Below are 16,558 nucleotides of genomic sequence, written 5' to 3' on the forward strand. Positions count from 1 at the left end.
CCGTCAGCCCAGTGAAGAGTAGGAGGCACCCGGCCGAGCCGGGACGCCCCGTTCGCCGGCCGTGTCGGCGCGGTTGACCTCAAGTGCGCTTGACGTATCAGGGTGGCTGTCACGGGGGCACCGCAAGGGTGCGCCGGTGAGGGGAGCAGTCGTGACAGTGGAGTTCGTGTCCCGGCCCGATATCACCCGTGCGGATGCGGGGCTCGTCAAGGCCAGTACCTGGGACGCCGGTACGCCGGAGCGGCGGCGGCAGGTCGTCGAGGCCATCGGCTCCGCCTGGGGGGCCGGGCCGTGGCCGCACCCGGGGCTGCTCTCGTACAGCGTGTATACGGGGGAGGACGGCGGAACGCTCTTCCACTACGCGCAGTGGACCGGTGAGGAGAGCTACCAGCACTTCGTCCGGGACGGCCAGGACGAGCGGAACGCCGAGATCGACGCGGCCGTACCGGGCATCAGGCGGCGCGGACCGCATACCTACGAGCTCTACCGGTCCACCTCGCCGGGCGGCAGCGAGCCCGGCTGTGTCGTGGTGGTCGACATCGAGTTCGACGGGGCGGACAAGGCCCGCCAACGCGACTGGGTGGACGGCGTGTTCGAAGCGCTGGGTACGGACCCGGCCCCGGCGCCCGGCGGGCTCGCCGGCCACTTCCATGTGAGCACCGACGGGACCCAGGTGCTCAACTACGCGGAGTGGGTGAGTGCCCGGGCCCACATCGAGGCACGGAGGCCGTCCGTCGGACGGTCGCCATCTGTCCCGAGCACCGGGCGGCACCGGGTGAAATGCGTCTAGGCTTGGCAGGCCTGACCCCGTACGCGCCCGGAGCAGTGGCCCCGGCGACGCGTACGCCCCGCACGTTTCGAGGAGAACCCCCTGATGTCCGCAGAGCGCCCCACCCTGCCGCCGGTACGGCTGCACACCGAGGCCGAGCTGGCACGGGACGCGCTCGCCGCGCCGCTGCTCGCCCGCGCTGTCCGGCTCGCCCGCTGGGCCGGCCCCGACACCCGGGTCGGCGCCGGTGGTGAGCTCGTCGAGGCGCAGCTGCCCGCCGCGGCCGGGCACCTGGGACTCGCCGCCGACGAGGACGGGACTGCGGAGGCCAGCGAAGCCTGGCGGCTCGCAGTGGACACCGGGCTCGTCGAGGTCGAGGACCCGGCGCTGGAAGGTGCGGACACCGGTCCTGAGGAGCACGCCGAGGACGCGGAGGGGACCGTCACCGCGGGGGAGAATCTGGCCCTGCTGACCGGCGGTTCACCCCGGGAGGTCCTGGCGATCTGGCTCGACGGCCTGGAGACCGCCCACGCCGACGCCACCGCCCCGGTTTTCGAGGACTTCGCCGACCTCGTCGGCGAGGACGGGTCGATCGACTTCGACGCGCTGGACTGGGATCCGGAGACCGAGGCGGAGTTCCTCGACGGAGTGCTCGGCAACCTCTATCTGCTCACGGCCGGCGAGGGCGCGGGAGAGGAGTTCGTGCCGCTGCCCGCACTGGCCGCCTCGATGATCGTCCCCGACGACATGGGCGAGCCGACCAACGACATCCTGGAACAGGTCTCGGACGCGATGATGCGCCTCGATGACCAGTTCCGGGTCCTCGAACCGATCGGCATCGTCGAATACCGGCCGGTGGACGAGTCGTTGCTGGTCGAGGAGGGCGAGGAGTCCGTGCCGCCGGCCGATGACGACGACGTCACCCGCTACGGCATGGTGAAGCTGACACCGCTGGGCGTCTACGGCATCCGGGCCCGGATGCTGGACGCCGGTGTGGACGCCCCGGCCATCGGCGACCTGGCCGACAAGGGCGCCGATGTACTGCTCGGCCGCATCGCGTACTACCCCGAGGCGGCGGCCCGCGGCGAGATCGAGCTGTGGCTCGCGCGACACGGCGCCGACGGGGCGGCCGGCGAACTCCTGGACGCCGCACGCGGCGAGGACCCGCAGGCACCCCTGCGCCGGCTGCACTGTCAGCAGGCGCTCGCCCTGGTCGGCGCGGACGCCGAACCCGCGGTGCGCGCGGTGCTGGGTGAACCGGAGCTGGGCGGACTCGCCCGGGTCTGGCTCGCCGAGCGGGGCGCCGCCGACGTGCCGGCACCCTCAGAAGCGATGATCTTCTGGCTCGCCATCGACACGATCGCGGCGCAACTGGAGGCGGACGGCGACCTGGACGAGCTCCAGGGCCTGGTCGAGGGCCTGTCCGGCCAGCACAGCGGCTTCTTCGACGAGGCGTGGCGGGTGGAGCACCCGGCTACGGCGGACGTGCTGGAAGCGATGGGGCGGCTGCACAGCGACAAGAAGCAGGCGAAGCACGCCCGCAAGGCCGCCTTCAAGGCCCGCTCCCGGTCCGGCTCCGGCGGTTCCGGTCGCTGAGGACGCGTAGCCGGGCGGAGGCGGAGCCGCAGTGCGCCGCCGAGGATGTTCATGGAAGGGGTTCCCCCGAAGTCGTCCTCAGTTCAACTGATGTTGGCGCAGGGGCGGGACGGTGATCGGGCCAACAACCCGCCCCAGCTGCACCAGGAGTACGTGATGGCCTTCACGCGCAGGGAATTCACCAGACAGTCCGCCCTCACCGGTGCCGGCATCGCCCTCACCGGAACCGTCGCCGCGCTGGCCACCGCACCCGGCGCCCTCGCCGCCGGGGACTCGCAGCACGGCCACGACGACCACGACCACGGCCACGGTCACGACGGGCACGGGCACAGCCACGAGCCCGGTTACGGGCCGCTGCTGCCCGACCCCAAGGGCATACTCGCGCTGCCCGCCGGCTTCTCGTACAAGGTCATCACCCACAGCGGCGTCACCAAGCTGGAGACCGGCGAGTACACCCCCTCCAACCACGACGGCACGGCTGCCTTCGAGGGCGCGCGTGGTGTGACCCTGCTGGTGAACAACCACGAGCTGAGCGGCACCCGGGCCGGCTGGGAGCACCCCGTCCCGCTCACCGACGGCCTGGTCTACGACCCGGTCGCGGCCGGCGGCTGCACCGTCGTGGAGACCCGCCGCGACGGCCGCACCGCCGAATGGGTCGGCATCGCCGGCACCTCCACCAACTGCGCCGGCGGCTCCACCCCCTGGGGCACCTGGCTGACCTGCGAGGAGACCGAGGACAAGGCCGGCAAGAACGGCCTGCTCAAGGACCACGGCTACGTCTTCGAGGTCGACCCGTACGACAAGCGCGCCAACCGCGCCCCGCGACCCATCAAGGCGTTCGGCCGCTACGCCCACGAGGCCGTGGTCATCGACCCCAAGCAGGGCCACGCCTACCTCACCGAGGACGCGTCCGGCCCCAACGGGCTGCTCTACCGCTGGGTGCCGCCGCACGGCTTCAAGCACGGCCGCGGCAAGCTCCGTACGCTCGCCGACGACGCCGGTGTCCTGCAGGCCACCAAGTGCTTCGACAAGAGCGGAAAGTTCGTCGACGACCTCTCGCGTGCCACGCAGATCGGCACCGTGTACGGCGTGGACTGGGTCGACGTGCCCGACCGCGACGCGAAGAGCGTCTCGGTGCGCAAGCAGTTCGGGGACCAGGAGGTCACCCGCGCCCGCAAGCTCGAAGGCATGTGGTGGGGCGACGGTGGCGCCTACATCGTCTCCTCGTTCGCCCGTGCTGAGAGCCCTGTCCAGCACGACGGCCAGGTCTGGTTCTACGACCCGAAGCGCCGCACGCTGACCCTGAAGGTGCTCCTCGGCGTCAATGCCGACCCCTCCAAGGACGGCGCCTTCGACGGCCCGGACAACATCACCGTCTCGCCGTACGGCGGTCTGGTCATCTCCGAGGACGGCGAGGGCGTGCAGCACCTCTTCGGGGCGACCGAGAGCGGCCGCACGTACCCGATCGCGCGCAACGAGCTGAACGCCGGCACGGAGGCCGAGCCCGAGTACAGCGAGTTCACCGGGGTGACCTTCTCGCCCGACGGCAAGACGCTCTTCGCCAACATCCAGACGCCCGGCATCATGCTGGCCATCACCGGTCCGTGGAAGCGCAACCCGCACAAGGGGCAGTAGCCCCCGGCCGGGAGCGGTAGCCGCAGATGCCGTCCACCACGCCCCGCGGGGAAGCGATAACCGCCACATCCGTGGTGGTCCCGCGGGCGCCGTGGGAGGGCCGGTGCCCTTGCCCGAAGCGGGGAGGGACGGCGCACGGCCCCGGAACCTCTGATTACGAATCCGGCATCAGTGCGGCCCCAGGAGCGGTCGGGCATGGCGTCGGGCGTTTCCAGGGCGCATACTCAATGTAATGAAACAGTCAGCCGGATCCCGGCGTCACCTGCCTTCCAGTCCCTTCAACCGCCCGGCCCAGGCGGCCCCACCGGTCGAATTGTTCGATGTGGGCGACAGGGTGTCGCATGACCAGTTCGGACTCGGTCGAGTCCTTGCTGTCGAGGGCGACAACGACGCAGTGCTCATCGACTTCTCGGGGCGACAGGGGAGGATCCTGAGCCCGTACTCCAAGCTGACCAAGCTCTGAGAGAAGCGACGAGCACGCGCCGCGTACGCCGTAGTTCTCTCGCCGACCGCCTTCAGGGGCACCCGCAGCCAGCCGGGTGCCCCTGAAGACGTTTGCCTCCGCTCCTGCGGGGCCTGGGGCCCTTACAAGGCCTGGGCGGCGGGCTTGACCATGCCGCGGACGGTGCGTGACTTCACGAAGTCGCCCATCGCGGTCATCTCCCACTCGCCCGAGAACTGCTTGATCAGCTTCGCCATCATGACGCCGGTCTGCGGCTCGGCGCCGGTCAGGTCGAAGCGGACCAGCTCCTCGCCGGTGGCCGCGTCGATCAGCCGGCAGTAGGCCTTGGCCACCTCGGTGAACTTCTGCCCGGTGAAGGAGTTGACCGTGAACACCAGACCGGTCGCCTCCGGGGGGATCCGCCCCAGGTCGACGACGATCACCTCGTCGTCGCCCGCGCCCTCACCGGTGAGGTTGTCCCCCGAGTGCTTGATGGCGCCGTTCAGGATGGAGAGCTTGCCGAAGTAGCAACTGTCCAGGTGGTTGCGGTTGGGGCCGTAGGCGATCACCGAGGCGTCGAGGTCGATGTCCTTGCCGCGGAAGGCGGGCTCCCATCCGAGGCCCATCTTGACCTGGGAGAGCAGCGGACGGCCACCCTTGACCAATGACACCGTCTGGTTCTTCTGCAGGCTGACGCGGCCCTTGTCGAGGTTGATCTTTCCGGAGGCCGGAGCCGCCGCGGGTGCCGGGGGTGCGACGGGCGGGGCCGGCGGGGCGGCGGCCACCGGGGGAGCGGCGATCCGCGGGTCCACCGGCGCGGCGACGGGGGCAGGGGGCGCGACCGGGGCGGGTGCGGGGGCGGCGGGTTCCTCCACCGAGACGCCGAAATCGGTGGCGATGCCCGCCAGCCCGTTGGCATAGCCCTGGCCGACCGCGCGGGCCTTCCAGGCGCCGCCCCGGCGGTAGACCTCGATGACCACGAGCGCGGTCTCGGTGCCCAGCTGGGGCGGGGTGAACGTGGCGAGCGCGCTGCCGTCGTCCGCGTTGCGCACGGTGGCGGTGGGCTCGATGCCCTGGAAGGTCTGACCCGCTCCGTCCGGGCTCGCCGTGACGACGATCTTCTCGATGCCGGCCGGCACCGCCGCGGTGTCCACCACGATCGCATCGGGTGCGGTGCCGCCGCCGGAACGGTAGGTCACGCCAGGGCCCGCGGGCTGGTTGTAGAAGATGAAGTCGTCGTCGGAGCGCACCTTGCCGTCGGCGGTGAGCAGCAGGCCCGATACGTCGAGCCGCACGGGAGCGGCGACGTCCACCGTCACGCGGGCGGCGGAGAGGGGGATGTTCGAGCCGGGTGTCATAGCGGTCATGCACGGGGTAACGAATGACCCGGCTTTGCCGTTCCCTTACCTTCGGGCGGCTTCGCCCGTACGGCGGCAGAGGGGGCCCGGGCCGAGTGCGCGGAGGCCCCGTCTCCGGGCGGCCGCCGTATCCGCTCAGTACGGCCAGATCGGCGGGTTGGTGCAGAAGTGACCGCCGAGGTGGGCGTGATCCGGGTTGTCCGGGTCGAGCTCGCCCTGTTCGGCGATCAGCTTCGCCGCGTACTCCTCCGAGTCGTCCTGCGGCGCGTAGCCGAGGGAGCGGGCCGTCGTCAGGTCCCACCACAGGCGGGTGTTGTCCGAGGAGCCGTGGACGACGGTGTGGCCCACGTTCTCGGCGGTCAGCGCGGCGTCGAACAGCCGGGCGCCGTCGGCGGGGCTCATCCAGACGGACAGCATCCGTACGGACGTCGGCTCGGGGAAGCAGGAGCCGATGCGTACGGAGACGGTCTCCAGACCGTGCCGGTCCCAGTACAGCTGGGCGAGGTCCTCGCCGAAGGACTTGGACAGGCCGTAGAAGGTGTCCGGCCGGCGCGGAGTGCCGATGGGGATGAGCGGGTCGCCGGGGAGTGGCCGGGGGGTGAAGCCGACGGCGTGATTCGAGGACGCGAAGACGATCCGCCGCACGCCTTCCGCGAGGGCGGCCTCGTAGAGGTTGTAGGTGCCCTCGATGTTCGCCCGCAGGATCTTGTCGAAAGAGGCTTCCAGAGAGATGCCCGCAAGGTGGATGATCGCGTCGACGCCCCGCACGGCCTCGCGCAGCGCCTCCTTGTCGCCGAGGTCTGCGGTGATCGCGTCCGGCTCGCCCTCGACGGGGCACATGTCGAACAGGCGGAGCGCGTAGCCGTGGGCGGGCAGCAGTCCGCGCATCAGGGTGCCGAGACCGCCGGCGGCGCCGGTGAGCAGGACGGTGCGGGGAGCGGACACGTGGATCTCCTCGGTACGGGGGCGGCTGCGCGTGCCGGGTCCATGGACGGCATTCACATGCGTGGACAAGTTACGGAGCGGTGGGGTTTTGCGTCAAGGGCCCTGGGGTGGGGTGCGCCGTTGTCCGGGGTGCGGGTCCCTGCGGGGTGTGCCGTTGTCCGGGGTGCGGGTTCCCTGCGGGGTGCGCCCCGTCCGGGGCTCGGGGTTCCGTCCTCAATCGCCGGACGGGCTTGAGTGGTGCGGGTCGCTCCGCGGGGTGCGCCACGTTGGGTGGGTGGGGGTGGTGCCCCTCCGGGCACACTCCTCAAAAATGGCGTGTGCACCCGGCCACGCGGGGGACCCCGGTCGTACGCCATTTTCTGCGGGGACTGCCCTGCACGGCCCCACCCTGCATCACTCGCGAGTGCACACCGGCCGTACGACTGCCGCAGACGCAGGGCGGCCGGTCCGGGGCCGTGCAGGGGAGTCCCCGCAGAACGACGAACAGATACCCGGGTCCGCTGCGTACCCGCCGAACGTTCGTCGTCTGAGGAGACGCCCCGGAGGGGCCACGGACCCCCACCACCAGGCCAAAGCGCCCCTACGGGGCACCCGCACCCCACCAAGCCCGTCCGGCGATTGAGGACGGAACCCCCCGCCCCGGACCGGGGCGCAGCCAAAGCCCGGCGCAACGCCCCGCAGACGCACCCGCCCGTCCGGCGATTGAGGACGGAACCCCGGAGCGCGACGGCGGCGCAGCCGAAGGGCCCCCGTTGCCGCCCGCCCAAGGGCCACGCCTTGACCGGGGTCAGCCACTGCTCTAGCGTGAAGGCGTTCATGAATATGGACGTTAATCAGAATTGTGCACGCCTGAAACCGCTCAGGGAGCGCCCGTGACCTCAGCCCCACTTGCCGCCCGACTCACCGCTGTCGCCGGGCCGCTCTTCTTCCCCGTCACCGCCTACGGGCCGGACGGCTCCGTCGACCTCGATGCCTTCCGCGCACACGTGCGCCAGGGCGTGGACGCCGGTGCCGCGGCCGTCTTCGCCTGCTGCGGAACGGGGGAGTTCCACGCCCTGACACCTGAGGAGTTCCGCCTCGTCGTCGCCGCGGCCGTCGAGGAGACCGCCGGTGTGGTGCCCGTCGTGGCGGGCGCCGGATACGGCACCGCCCTGGCGGTCCAGTTCGCGAAGCTCGCCGAGGAGGCGGGTGCTGACGGGCTCCTGGCCATGCCGCCGTACCTGGTCTTCGCCGATCAGGAGGGGCTGCTGGCCCACTACACGGCGCTGGCGGCCGCCACCGCACTGGAGACGATCGTCTACCAGCGCGACAACGCCGTCTTCACCCCCGAGACCGTGGTCGCGCTGGCGCAGACGCCGGGCATCATCGGCCTCAAGGACGGCTACGGCGACCTGGACCTGATGCAGCGCATCGTCAGCGCCGTCCGCACCGGGCTGCCCGGGCAGGACTTCCTGTACTTCAACGGGCTGCCCACCGCCGAGCTCACCGGCCTCGCCTACCGGGGCATCGGCGTCACGCTCTACTCCTCCGCCGTGTTCGCCTTCGCGCCCGACATCGCGCTGGCCTTCTACCGCGCCCTGGAGTCCGGCGACGACGGCCTCGTCAACGCGCTGCTCGACACGTTCTACCGACCGCTCGTCGAACTGCGCGCCAAGGGCCGCGGCTATGCCGTCTCGCTGGTCAAGGCGGCCGTCCGCCTCCAGGGCCTGGAGGTCGGCGAGGTGCGCAGCCCGCTCACCGAGCCGCCGGCCGCGCACATCAAGGAGCTGACGGAGATCATCGGGGCAGGCCGTGCGCTGCTGGAGAGCAGGGGCGCGGAGGAGCACGGGTGAAGACCTCCGCGTTCCTGTATCCCTGGGACATCGTCGGGGACCCCGGCGCGGCTGCCCGCGTCGCGGACCTCGGCGTCCAGCAGGTGACGCTCGCCGCCGCCTACCACTCCACCCGGGCACTGACCCCGCGCCATCCCTCGCGCCGCATCGTCACGGCCGAGCACGCCGCGGTGCTCTACCCGCCGGACGCCGACCGGTGGGCGGGGCGCGAGCTGCACCCGTACGCCCAGTCCTGGGTGGACTCCGGCGACGCCTACGCGGAGGCCGCCGAGGCATTGGCCGGTGCCGGACTCGACGTGCACAGCTGGGTCGTGCTCGCGCACAACTCCCGGCTGGGCGCGGATCATCCGGAGACCTCCGTGGTCAACGCCTACGGGGACCGCTACCCCTGGGCCCCCTGCATCGCCCGGCCCGCGGTACGGGCGTATCTGGTGGACCTGGCCGCGGAGGCGGCGGTACGGGGCGGGGCGGGCGGCACGGAGCTGGAGTCGTGCGGCTGGTACGGCTTCGCGCATCTGCACGCCCACGACAAGATCGCGGGCGTCGGCCTCGGCGACGCGGCGCAGTACCTGATGTCGCTGTGCTTCTGCTCCGACTGCCGGGCCGGATACGGCCGGCAGGGGCTGGACCCCGAGGACCTGCGCCTCGCGGTGCGGGGCGCGCTGGACCCGGTGTGGTCCGGCCCCGGTGCTCCGGAAGCGGGATGGGGCGGCGTCGAGAAGCTGCTGGGCGCGGATCTCGCAGCCGCCACCCTCCGGTGGCGCGCCGAGGTGGCCCGCGGGCTCCAGGAGTCGGTGGTCGCCGCGGTGCGCGCGGCCGCGGATCCCGGATTCCAGGTGCTGCTGCACGCCGACCCCGCGTCGTACCGCTCCGGTGCCAACGTGGGTGTCGACCCGGAGCACATCCTGTCCGTGGCGGACGGTGTGGTGGTGCCCTGTACCGGAGGTGACGCGGCGCGCGAGGCCGTGCTCGGCCCGTTCGCCGGCCGCGAGGGCGTCCTCGCGGCCAACCTCACCGTGGTGCGGGGGATGGGCGGCAGCCCGGACACACTGGAGCGTGACGCCGCCCACGCGGCCTCGCTCGGCGCGAACCAACTGCGCCTGTATCACGCGGGGCTGGCCTCCGGCCCGGACCTGGTGGCGGTCACCGAGGCGCTCTCACGTCTCGGCCGCTGACACCCGCGGGCCGGTGGGGGCCTTCCCCCGCCGGCCCGTGATCAGCGATGCCGCCGTGAACAGCGCCACCGCGCCCACCAGGGGCAGCAGCACCCGTACGTCCACCAGCGCGACCAGCCCCGCGCCGAGCGCCAGCGCCACCGCGTTGGGTGCCATCATCAGCGTGCCCGCTGCCGCCGCCGTCCGGCCCAGGACCGCGTCCGGTGTCTCCCGCTGCACCGCTGTCATCGCGGCGATCAGCACACACGGCAGCCCCGCTCCGATCAGGCCGCACGCCACCAGGGCCACCGTGTCGTACGGCAGCGCCCGCAGGCTCACCGCCAGGGCGAACACGGCGATGCCCGACGCCGTGAAGACCCGTTCCGGCAACCGCCGCAGCAGCGGCCCGGCCAGCAGGCCGATCGTGATGGACCCGATCCCCTGGGCGGCGGAGAGCACTCCGGCGAACGCGGGTGAGCGGTCGAGCACCCTGTCCACGACGGCGTACAGCGTCGCTCCGTTGACGCCCGCACACAGCATCGTGACCGATCCGGCGAGCACCAGCGGCCGCAGCACCGGCGACCCCCACACCTGCCACATCCCGGAGGGCCGCCCGCCCTCGCGGCCCCCTGCCGCCTGCGGCCCGCGCACCGGCAACAGGGCGTAGAGCCCTGCGGCCAGGGCGAAGGAGGCCGCGTCCAGCAGGGCCACCGCGCCGCCCCCGAAGCGGGTGTAGAGCGCCGCACCGGTGAGCGGGGCCACCAGCTTCATCCCCTCGTTCGCCGTCATCCTCAAGCCGTTGAAGTCGCCCACCAGCCCGGCGTCCACGGCCTGGGCGACCACGGCCGACTCGGCGGCGTCCGTCACCACGTAGGCGGTCCCGTACACCAGCAGCACCGCGAACAGGATCCAGATCCGCCCCGCCGAGTCCACCGCCGTCAGCGTGGTCAGCAGCAGGGCCATGACGACGTTCGCGCCGACCAGCAGCGGCTTCCTCGGCAGCCGGTCGGCCACCGCCCCGAGGGGCGGTCCGAAGAGCACCGGCAGCCAGACGGCGAAGAGCGCGAGCGCAGCCAGACTGTCCGAGCCCGTCAGCGACTTGACCCAGATGCCGGCGGCCAGCGACATCGCGGAGCTGCCGAATCCGGACACCACGACCGCCGCGAGGAACAGCCCGGCCGTGCGGTCCCGCAGCACCCGCCCGGTCGCCGACCCTGTCACCGTGCCCATCGAACCTCCCTGACCTGCATGCTCGTTACGCAAACAGGCTGGCCGGTAAGGCCGTTGCGGGGCATCGGGAGGATGGCGTAGGCCGCGCGGCGGGAGTGACCGGGACCCGAGATCGGTGTATGGCACACGTCGTAGTCCGGTGAAGTTCTTCCGTCAGAAGCGTTGACGAAACATTCGTGGCACCTCTAGCTTCATCGCGTCGTACTTCGTACGTCATATATGAGACGCGATACGCGAGATGCGAGAGCCCTTCACTCATGACCTTTGCGCCCACCCCGATTCCGTCCCGCACCCAGTACGTGCTGGAGGCGATCAAGCACGCGATCCTCACGGCGCAGCTGAGACCAGGGCAGGCGCTCGTCGAGACCGAACTCGCCGCACAGTTCGGGGTGTCCAAGACCCCCGTCCGTGAGGCGCTCAAGACGCTCGCCGGAACGGGTCTGGTCGTCATGAGCCAGTACAAGGGCGCCATCGTGCGGCTGGTCGACGCGTCCATGGCCCGGGAGGTGTACGACGTGCGGCTGCTGCTCGAACCGGAGGCGCTGCGCCGCTCCATCACCCGCAAGGCCTCGCTCGACGCGGCGCAGGAAGCCCTGGAGCGCGCCGACTCGGCCGGCGACAAGGCCGACAGGTCGCTCGCCAACCGGGACTTCCACCGGGCGCTCTACCTCCCCTGCGGCAACCCGCTGCTGGCCCGGATGCTCGACGAGGTCCGCGACCAGGCGGCACTCGTGTCGACGGTCGCGTGGTCGGCCATCCCGTCCTGGGAGCGGGAGGCGGCCGAGCACCGGGAGATTCTGCGGCTGGCGCTCGCCGACGACGCCGACGCGGCGGCCGGGGCTCTGCACGACCACATCGCGTCGTTCGTGCGCCGCGCGTTCCCCGACGACGAAGACGGGGGCGGGGCGGCGTGAACCAGCAGCACACCGACGAAAGGCCTGTCCGCATGGACCTCACACCGCTGAAGGCGGCCCTCGCAGATGTCGTGGCCATCCCGGTGACCCCGTTCGCCGAGGACGGCACCATCGACACGGTGGTGCACCGCGCCCTGCTGCGAAGGCTGTTGGACGGCGGCGTACGCATCCTCACCCCGAACGGCAACACCGGGGAGTTCTACGCGCTCAGCCCCGAGGAGCGGCGCGCCGTCACCGAGCTGACGATCGAGGAGGCCGGCGGCCGCGCCACCATCCTGGTGGGCGTCGGACACGACGTGCCGACCGCCGTCGCCGCCGCCGAGCACGCCCGTGACGCCGGGGCCGAGATGGTGATGGTGCACCAGCCCGTCCACCCCTACGTCTCGCAGGACGGCTGGATCGACTACCACCGGGCCATCGCCGAGGCCGTCCCCGCCCTGGGTGTCGTCCCCTACATTCGCAACCCGCACCTCGACGGTGAGTGCCTGGCGGCCCTCGCCGACAGCTGTCCCAACGTCATCGGCGTCAAGTACGCCGTCCCGGACGCCGCGCGCTTCGCCGCGTTCGCCCGGGACGCGGGCCTGGACCGTTTCGTCTGGGTCGCGGGCCTCGCCGAGCTGTACGCCCCGGCCTACTTCTCCGCGGGAGCCACCGGATTCACCTCCGGGCTCGTCAACGTCGCCCCCGGCGTCTCGATCGCCATGCTGGAGGCGCTGCGGGCCGGCGACCATCCAGCCGCCATGAAGGTCTGGGAGCAGATCCGTCGCTTCGAGGAGCTGCGCGCCGACCGGCAGTCCGCCAACAACGTGACGGTGGTCAAGGAGGCCCTGGCCTCGCTCGGCCTGTGCCGCCGCGACGTGCGCCCGCCCAGCCGGGTGCTGCCCGAGGCGCAGCGCGGCGAGGTCGCCGACCAGGTCGCGGGGTGGTCCATATGACCCCCACCGGCCGCATCGCCCCGGAGGAACTGCGCAGCCACCAGTGGTACGGCACCGATGGGCTGCGCTCCTTCAGCCACCGTGCCCGCACCCGTCAGCTCGGCTACCTCCCCGAGGAGCACCTCGGCAAGCCGGTCATCGCGATCCTCAACACCTGGTCCGACATCAATCCGTGCCACGTCCATCTGCGCGAGCGGGCGCAGGCGGTCAAGCGCGGGGTCTGGCAGGCAGGAGGCTTCCCGCTCGAATTCCCGGTCTCCACCCTCTCGGAGACGTTCCAGAAGCCGACTCCGATGCTCTACCGGAACATGCTGGCGATGGAGACGGAGGAGCTGCTGCGCTCCTACCCCGTCGATGGCGCGGTGCTGCTGGGCGGCTGCGACAAGTCGACGCCCGCACTGCTGATGGGCGCCGCCTCCGTCGACCTTCCCGCGGTCTTCGTGCCGGCCGGGCCGATGCTGCCGGGGCACTGGCGCGACGAGGTCCTCGGCTCCGGCACCGACATGTGGAAGTACTGGGACGACAAGCGGGCCGGCCTCATCGGCGACTGCGAGATGGGCGAACTGGAGAACGGGCTCGCCCGCTCACCCGGCCACTGCATGACGATGGGCACCGCCTCGACCCTCACCGCCGCCGCCGAGGCGCTCGGTGTCACCGTCCCCGGCGCCTCGTCCATCCCGGCCGTCGACTCCGGCCACGACCGGATGGCCGCGCAGTCGGGCCTCCGGATCGTCGAACTGGTGTGGCAGCAGCGGAAGCTGTCGTCGATCCTCACCGCGGAGGCGTACGAGGACGCCGTCGCCACCGTCCTCGCGCTCGGCGGCTCCACCAACGCCGTCATCCACCTGATCGCCATGGCGGGCCGCTCCGGCATCAAGCTCACCCTGGACGACTTCGACCGCATCGCCCGCACCGTCCCGGTGCTGGCCAATCTGCGCCCCGGAGGGAAGTACCTCATGGAGGACTTCCACTTCGCCGGCGGGCTGCCCGGGTTCCTGGCCCGGCTGACCGACGTACTGCACCTGGACCGGCCCACGGTCGCGCACGACACCCTGCGCGAACAGCTCGACGGCGCACTCGTGCACAACAGTGACGTCATCCGCGAACGCGACAACCCGCTCGCCGAGGAGGGCGGCGTGGCGGTGCTGCGCGGCAACCTCTGTCCGGACGGGGCGGTCATCAAGCACATCGCCGCCGAGCCCCATCTGCTGCGCCACACCGGTCCCGCGGTCGTCTTCGACGACTACAAGGAGATGCAGCGCACGATCAACGACCCGGCCCTGGCCCTCACCCCGGACCATGTGCTGGTGCTCCGCAACGCCGGACCCAAGGGCGGGCCGGGTATGCCCGAGTACGGCATGCTGCCGATCCCCGACTATCTGCTGAAGCAGGGTGTACGGGACATGGTGCGGATCTCCGACGCCCGGATGAGCGGCACCAGTTATGGGGCCTGCGTCCTGCACATCGCTCCCGAGTCGTACGTCGGCGGGCCCCTCGCGCTCGTGCGCACCGGGGACCCGATCACCCTGGACGTCGAGTCGCGTCTGCTCCATCTCGACGTCCCCGAAGAGGAGTTGACGCGGCGCAGGGCCGAGTGGACCCCGCCGGCCACCCGGTACGAGCGCGGTTACGGAGCGCTGTACCACGACCAGATCACCCAGGCCGACACCGGCTGCGACTTCGCCTTCCTGGCGCGGCCGGGCGAAGTCCCCGACCCGTACGCCGGCTGAACGGCCCCACGGAATTCGGGCGCCCCGCTCTGTTCGGTATGCCGAACCTCATGCGGTAAGCGCTTGCGTACTACACGCATCACCGCGCACAGCTCGGAACGCAGCACCTCCCAGCACCCTCACGCACCACCGTGCACCCCGTACCTGAGAGAGAACGGAGACGTGTCATGGCCCAAGCCGCCGCTGTGGCCACACCGCCCAAGGTGCCCAGGCGCCGCTCCGCGAGTCCCCGCCGACTGCCGTATCTGCTGATCGCCCCCGCGGGGCTGCTGATGCTGGGCTTCATCGCCTACCCGGTGGTCAGCGTCTTCTACTACAGCCTGCAGAACTACAACGTCACCAAGCCGTGGCGGAACGGCTTCGCGGGCTTCGACAACTTCACCCGGATCTTCACCGACGACGACCAGTTCTGGACGACGCTGGGCTTCAGCGCCCAGTGGGTGGTCGTCCAGGTCGCCCTCCAGCTCACCCTCGGGCTCGCCCTCGCGCTGATCGTCAACCAGAGCTTCATCGGCCGCGGCATCTCCCGCGCCATGGTCTTCTCTCCGTGGGCCGTCTCCGGTGTGCTGACCAGCACCATCTGGATCCTGCTCTACAACTCCTCGACCGGATTCAGCCGCTACCTCGCGGACGCCGGGATCGGCGACTACGGCACCTCCGTGCTCTCCGACACCGGAACCGTCTTCTGGGCCGCGACGGTCGCCGAACTCTGGCGCGGAGTCCCCTTCTTCGCCATCCTCATCCTCGCCGACCTGCAGTCCGTCTCCAAGGAGCTGTACGAGGCGGCGTCCGTCGACGGCGCCGGGCGGATGCGCCAGTTCTTCCACATCACCCTGCCCCACCTGCGGGACGCGATCATCCTGTCGACGCTGCTGCGCGGTGTCTGGGAGTTCAACAACGTCGACCTGCTCTACACCCTCACCGGTGGCGGGCCGGCCGGCGAGACCACCACCCTGCCGCTCTATGTCGCCAACACCGGCATCGAGGGCCACGACTTCGGATACGCCTCCGCGCTCACCACCGTCGCCTTCGTGATCCTCCTCTTCTGCTCGATCGTCTATCTGCGCCTGAGCAAGTTCGGAGGCGACCACAAGTGACTGCCGCACTGGCCGAGAAGAACGGCACCGACGCCGCGCGACCGTCCGCCCAGGACAGCGGCCCCCCGGCCGCCCACCGGCGCGCCAAGCCCGGCCGAGAACGCGCCTTCGACGACGTACCGCGCTGGCAGATCTACGTGCCGCTCGGCATCTACCTCGTCTTCACCCTCATCCCGTTCTACTGGATGTTCCTGTTCGCCGTGCGCCCCGCGGGCTCGACGTTGCTGGTGCCCTGGCCGATGACGGGGGAGCACTTCTCCAAGGTCTGGAACGAGCGCAGCTTCGCGGTCTTCTTCCAGAACAGCATGATCGTCGGGGTCTGCACCCTGATCAGCACGACGCTCGTCGCGCTGGCCGGCGGCTACGCCCTCGCCCGCTTCAACTTCAAGATCAAGAACGCCTTCATGCTGGCGCTGCTCTGCTCGCAGTTCATCCCGGGCGCGCTGATGCTCGTACCGCTGTTCGAGATCTTCAAGAACCTCCAGATGATCAACTCCCTGGGGAGCGTGGTCATCGCCGAGACGGTGTTCCAGCTGCCCCTCTCCATCATCCTGATCAGCGGGTTCATCAAGAACGTGCCCACCTCTCTGGAGGAGGCGGCCTGGGTGGACGGCTGCTCGCGCTTCCGGGCCTTCTGTGCGGTGGTGCTGCCGCTGCTGCGCCCGGGACTCATCGCGGTCGGCTCCTTCGCCTTCGTGCACAGCTGGAACCACTTCCTGTTCGCGCTCATGTTCCTCAGCGAGCAGGACAAGCAGACGATCCCGGTCGGCCTGAACACCCTCATCGGCGCGGACAGCGTCGACCTGGGCGCGCTCGCCGCGGGCGGTGTGATCGCCGCGGTCCCCGTGGTGATCGTCTTCGCCTTCATCCAGAAGTGGCTCATCACCGGCTTCAGCGCCGGCGCAGTGAAGGGGTGACGGA

Annotated in this window: 14 protein-coding genes; 11 read left to right on the plus strand and 3 right to left on the minus strand. The window is 71.0% G+C overall.

What is annotated here, in order from left to right; genetic code table 11:
* Positions 1 to 151 precede the first annotated feature (151 nt).
* From OG538_RS27970 to OG538_RS27985, 4 genes are all read left to right on the plus strand, one after another.
* Complete coding sequence (locus tag OG538_RS27970) at positions 152 to 790, plus strand: antibiotic biosynthesis monooxygenase (RefSeq protein ID WP_406098139.1); 639 nt, start codon at positions 152 to 154, stop codon at positions 788 to 790.
* Between the two features lie 84 nt (positions 791 to 874).
* Positions 875 to 2,365 (plus strand): hypothetical protein, encoded by a 1,491-nt coding sequence (locus tag OG538_RS27975; protein WP_406098141.1) that lies wholly within the window; start codon positions 875 to 877, stop codon positions 2,363 to 2,365.
* A 156-nt stretch (positions 2,366 to 2,521) separates the two neighbouring features.
* Positions 2,522 to 4,000, plus strand: coding sequence for an alkaline phosphatase PhoX (locus tag OG538_RS27980; RefSeq protein ID WP_406100340.1), 1,479 nt, complete (start codon positions 2,522 to 2,524; stop codon positions 3,998 to 4,000).
* Between the two features lie 232 nt (positions 4,001 to 4,232).
* On the plus strand, positions 4,233 to 4,463 hold the full coding sequence (locus tag OG538_RS27985) for a hypothetical protein (RefSeq protein WP_037711258.1): 231 nt from the start codon (positions 4,233 to 4,235) through the stop codon (positions 4,461 to 4,463).
* A gap of 122 nt (positions 4,464 to 4,585) precedes the next feature.
* On the opposite strand, the gene OG538_RS27990 is transcribed toward OG538_RS27985, so the two are convergent.
* Both OG538_RS27990 and OG538_RS27995 read right to left on the minus strand, forming a co-directional pair.
* Positions 4,586 to 5,809: a TerD family protein gene (locus OG538_RS27990; RefSeq protein WP_406098143.1), complete on the minus strand. Its 1,224-nt coding sequence runs from the start codon at positions 5,807 to 5,809 to the stop codon at positions 4,586 to 4,588.
* Between the two features lie 126 nt (positions 5,810 to 5,935).
* Positions 5,936 to 6,745, minus strand: a complete 810-nt coding sequence (locus OG538_RS27995) for an NAD-dependent epimerase/dehydratase family protein (RefSeq protein WP_406098145.1) — start codon at positions 6,743 to 6,745, stop codon at positions 5,936 to 5,938.
* Between the two features lie 872 nt (positions 6,746 to 7,617).
* Between OG538_RS27995 and OG538_RS28000 the strand changes: the two genes are divergently transcribed.
* Positions 7,618 to 8,577: a 5-dehydro-4-deoxyglucarate dehydratase gene (locus OG538_RS28000; RefSeq protein WP_406098147.1), complete on the plus strand. Its 960-nt coding sequence runs from the start codon at positions 7,618 to 7,620 to the stop codon at positions 8,575 to 8,577.
* Entirely contained in the window at positions 8,574 to 9,752 is a 1,179-nt protein-coding gene (locus tag OG538_RS28005; RefSeq protein WP_406098149.1) for a hypothetical protein, read from the plus strand. The genes OG538_RS28000 and OG538_RS28005 overlap by 4 nt, the downstream gene beginning before the upstream one ends.
* Here the strand turns inward: OG538_RS28005 and OG538_RS28010 are convergent.
* Positions 9,735 to 10,961, minus strand: coding sequence for an MFS transporter (locus tag OG538_RS28010; protein WP_406098152.1), 1,227 nt, complete (start codon positions 10,959 to 10,961; stop codon positions 9,735 to 9,737). The genes OG538_RS28005 and OG538_RS28010 overlap by 18 nt on opposite strands.
* 257 nt (positions 10,962 to 11,218) lie before the next feature.
* Here OG538_RS28010 and OG538_RS28015 point away from each other — a divergent pair, with 257 nt between their 5' ends.
* The 5 genes from OG538_RS28015 (at position 11,219) to OG538_RS28035 (ending at position 16,554) form a co-directional block, all read left to right on the plus strand.
* The gene (locus OG538_RS28015) at positions 11,219 to 11,875 is read left to right on the plus strand and encodes a GntR family transcriptional regulator (protein WP_406098154.1); all 657 of its coding nucleotides are present in this window, start codon (positions 11,219 to 11,221) and stop codon (positions 11,873 to 11,875) included.
* Between the two features lie 32 nt (positions 11,876 to 11,907).
* Positions 11,908 to 12,810, plus strand: coding sequence for a dihydrodipicolinate synthase family protein (locus OG538_RS28020; protein WP_406098156.1), 903 nt, complete (start codon positions 11,908 to 11,910; stop codon positions 12,808 to 12,810).
* Positions 12,807 to 14,540, plus strand: a complete 1,734-nt coding sequence (araD, locus tag OG538_RS28025; protein WP_406098158.1) for an L-arabinonate dehydratase — start codon at positions 12,807 to 12,809, stop codon at positions 14,538 to 14,540. The genes OG538_RS28020 and araD overlap by 4 nt, the downstream gene beginning before the upstream one ends.
* Before the next feature lie 167 nt (positions 14,541 to 14,707).
* Positions 14,708 to 15,637: a carbohydrate ABC transporter permease gene (locus tag OG538_RS28030; protein ID WP_406098160.1), complete on the plus strand. Its 930-nt coding sequence runs from the start codon at positions 14,708 to 14,710 to the stop codon at positions 15,635 to 15,637.
* Positions 15,634 to 16,554, plus strand: a complete 921-nt coding sequence (locus OG538_RS28035) for a carbohydrate ABC transporter permease (RefSeq protein WP_406098163.1) — start codon at positions 15,634 to 15,636, stop codon at positions 16,552 to 16,554. The genes OG538_RS28030 and OG538_RS28035 overlap by 4 nt, the downstream gene beginning before the upstream one ends.
* The last annotated feature ends 4 nt before the right edge of the window (positions 16,555 to 16,558 follow it).

The organism is Streptomyces sp. NBC_01013 (assembly GCF_045162765.1).
In the GTDB taxonomy this organism is placed as follows: domain Bacteria; phylum Actinomycetota; class Actinomycetes; order Streptomycetales; family Streptomycetaceae; genus Streptomyces.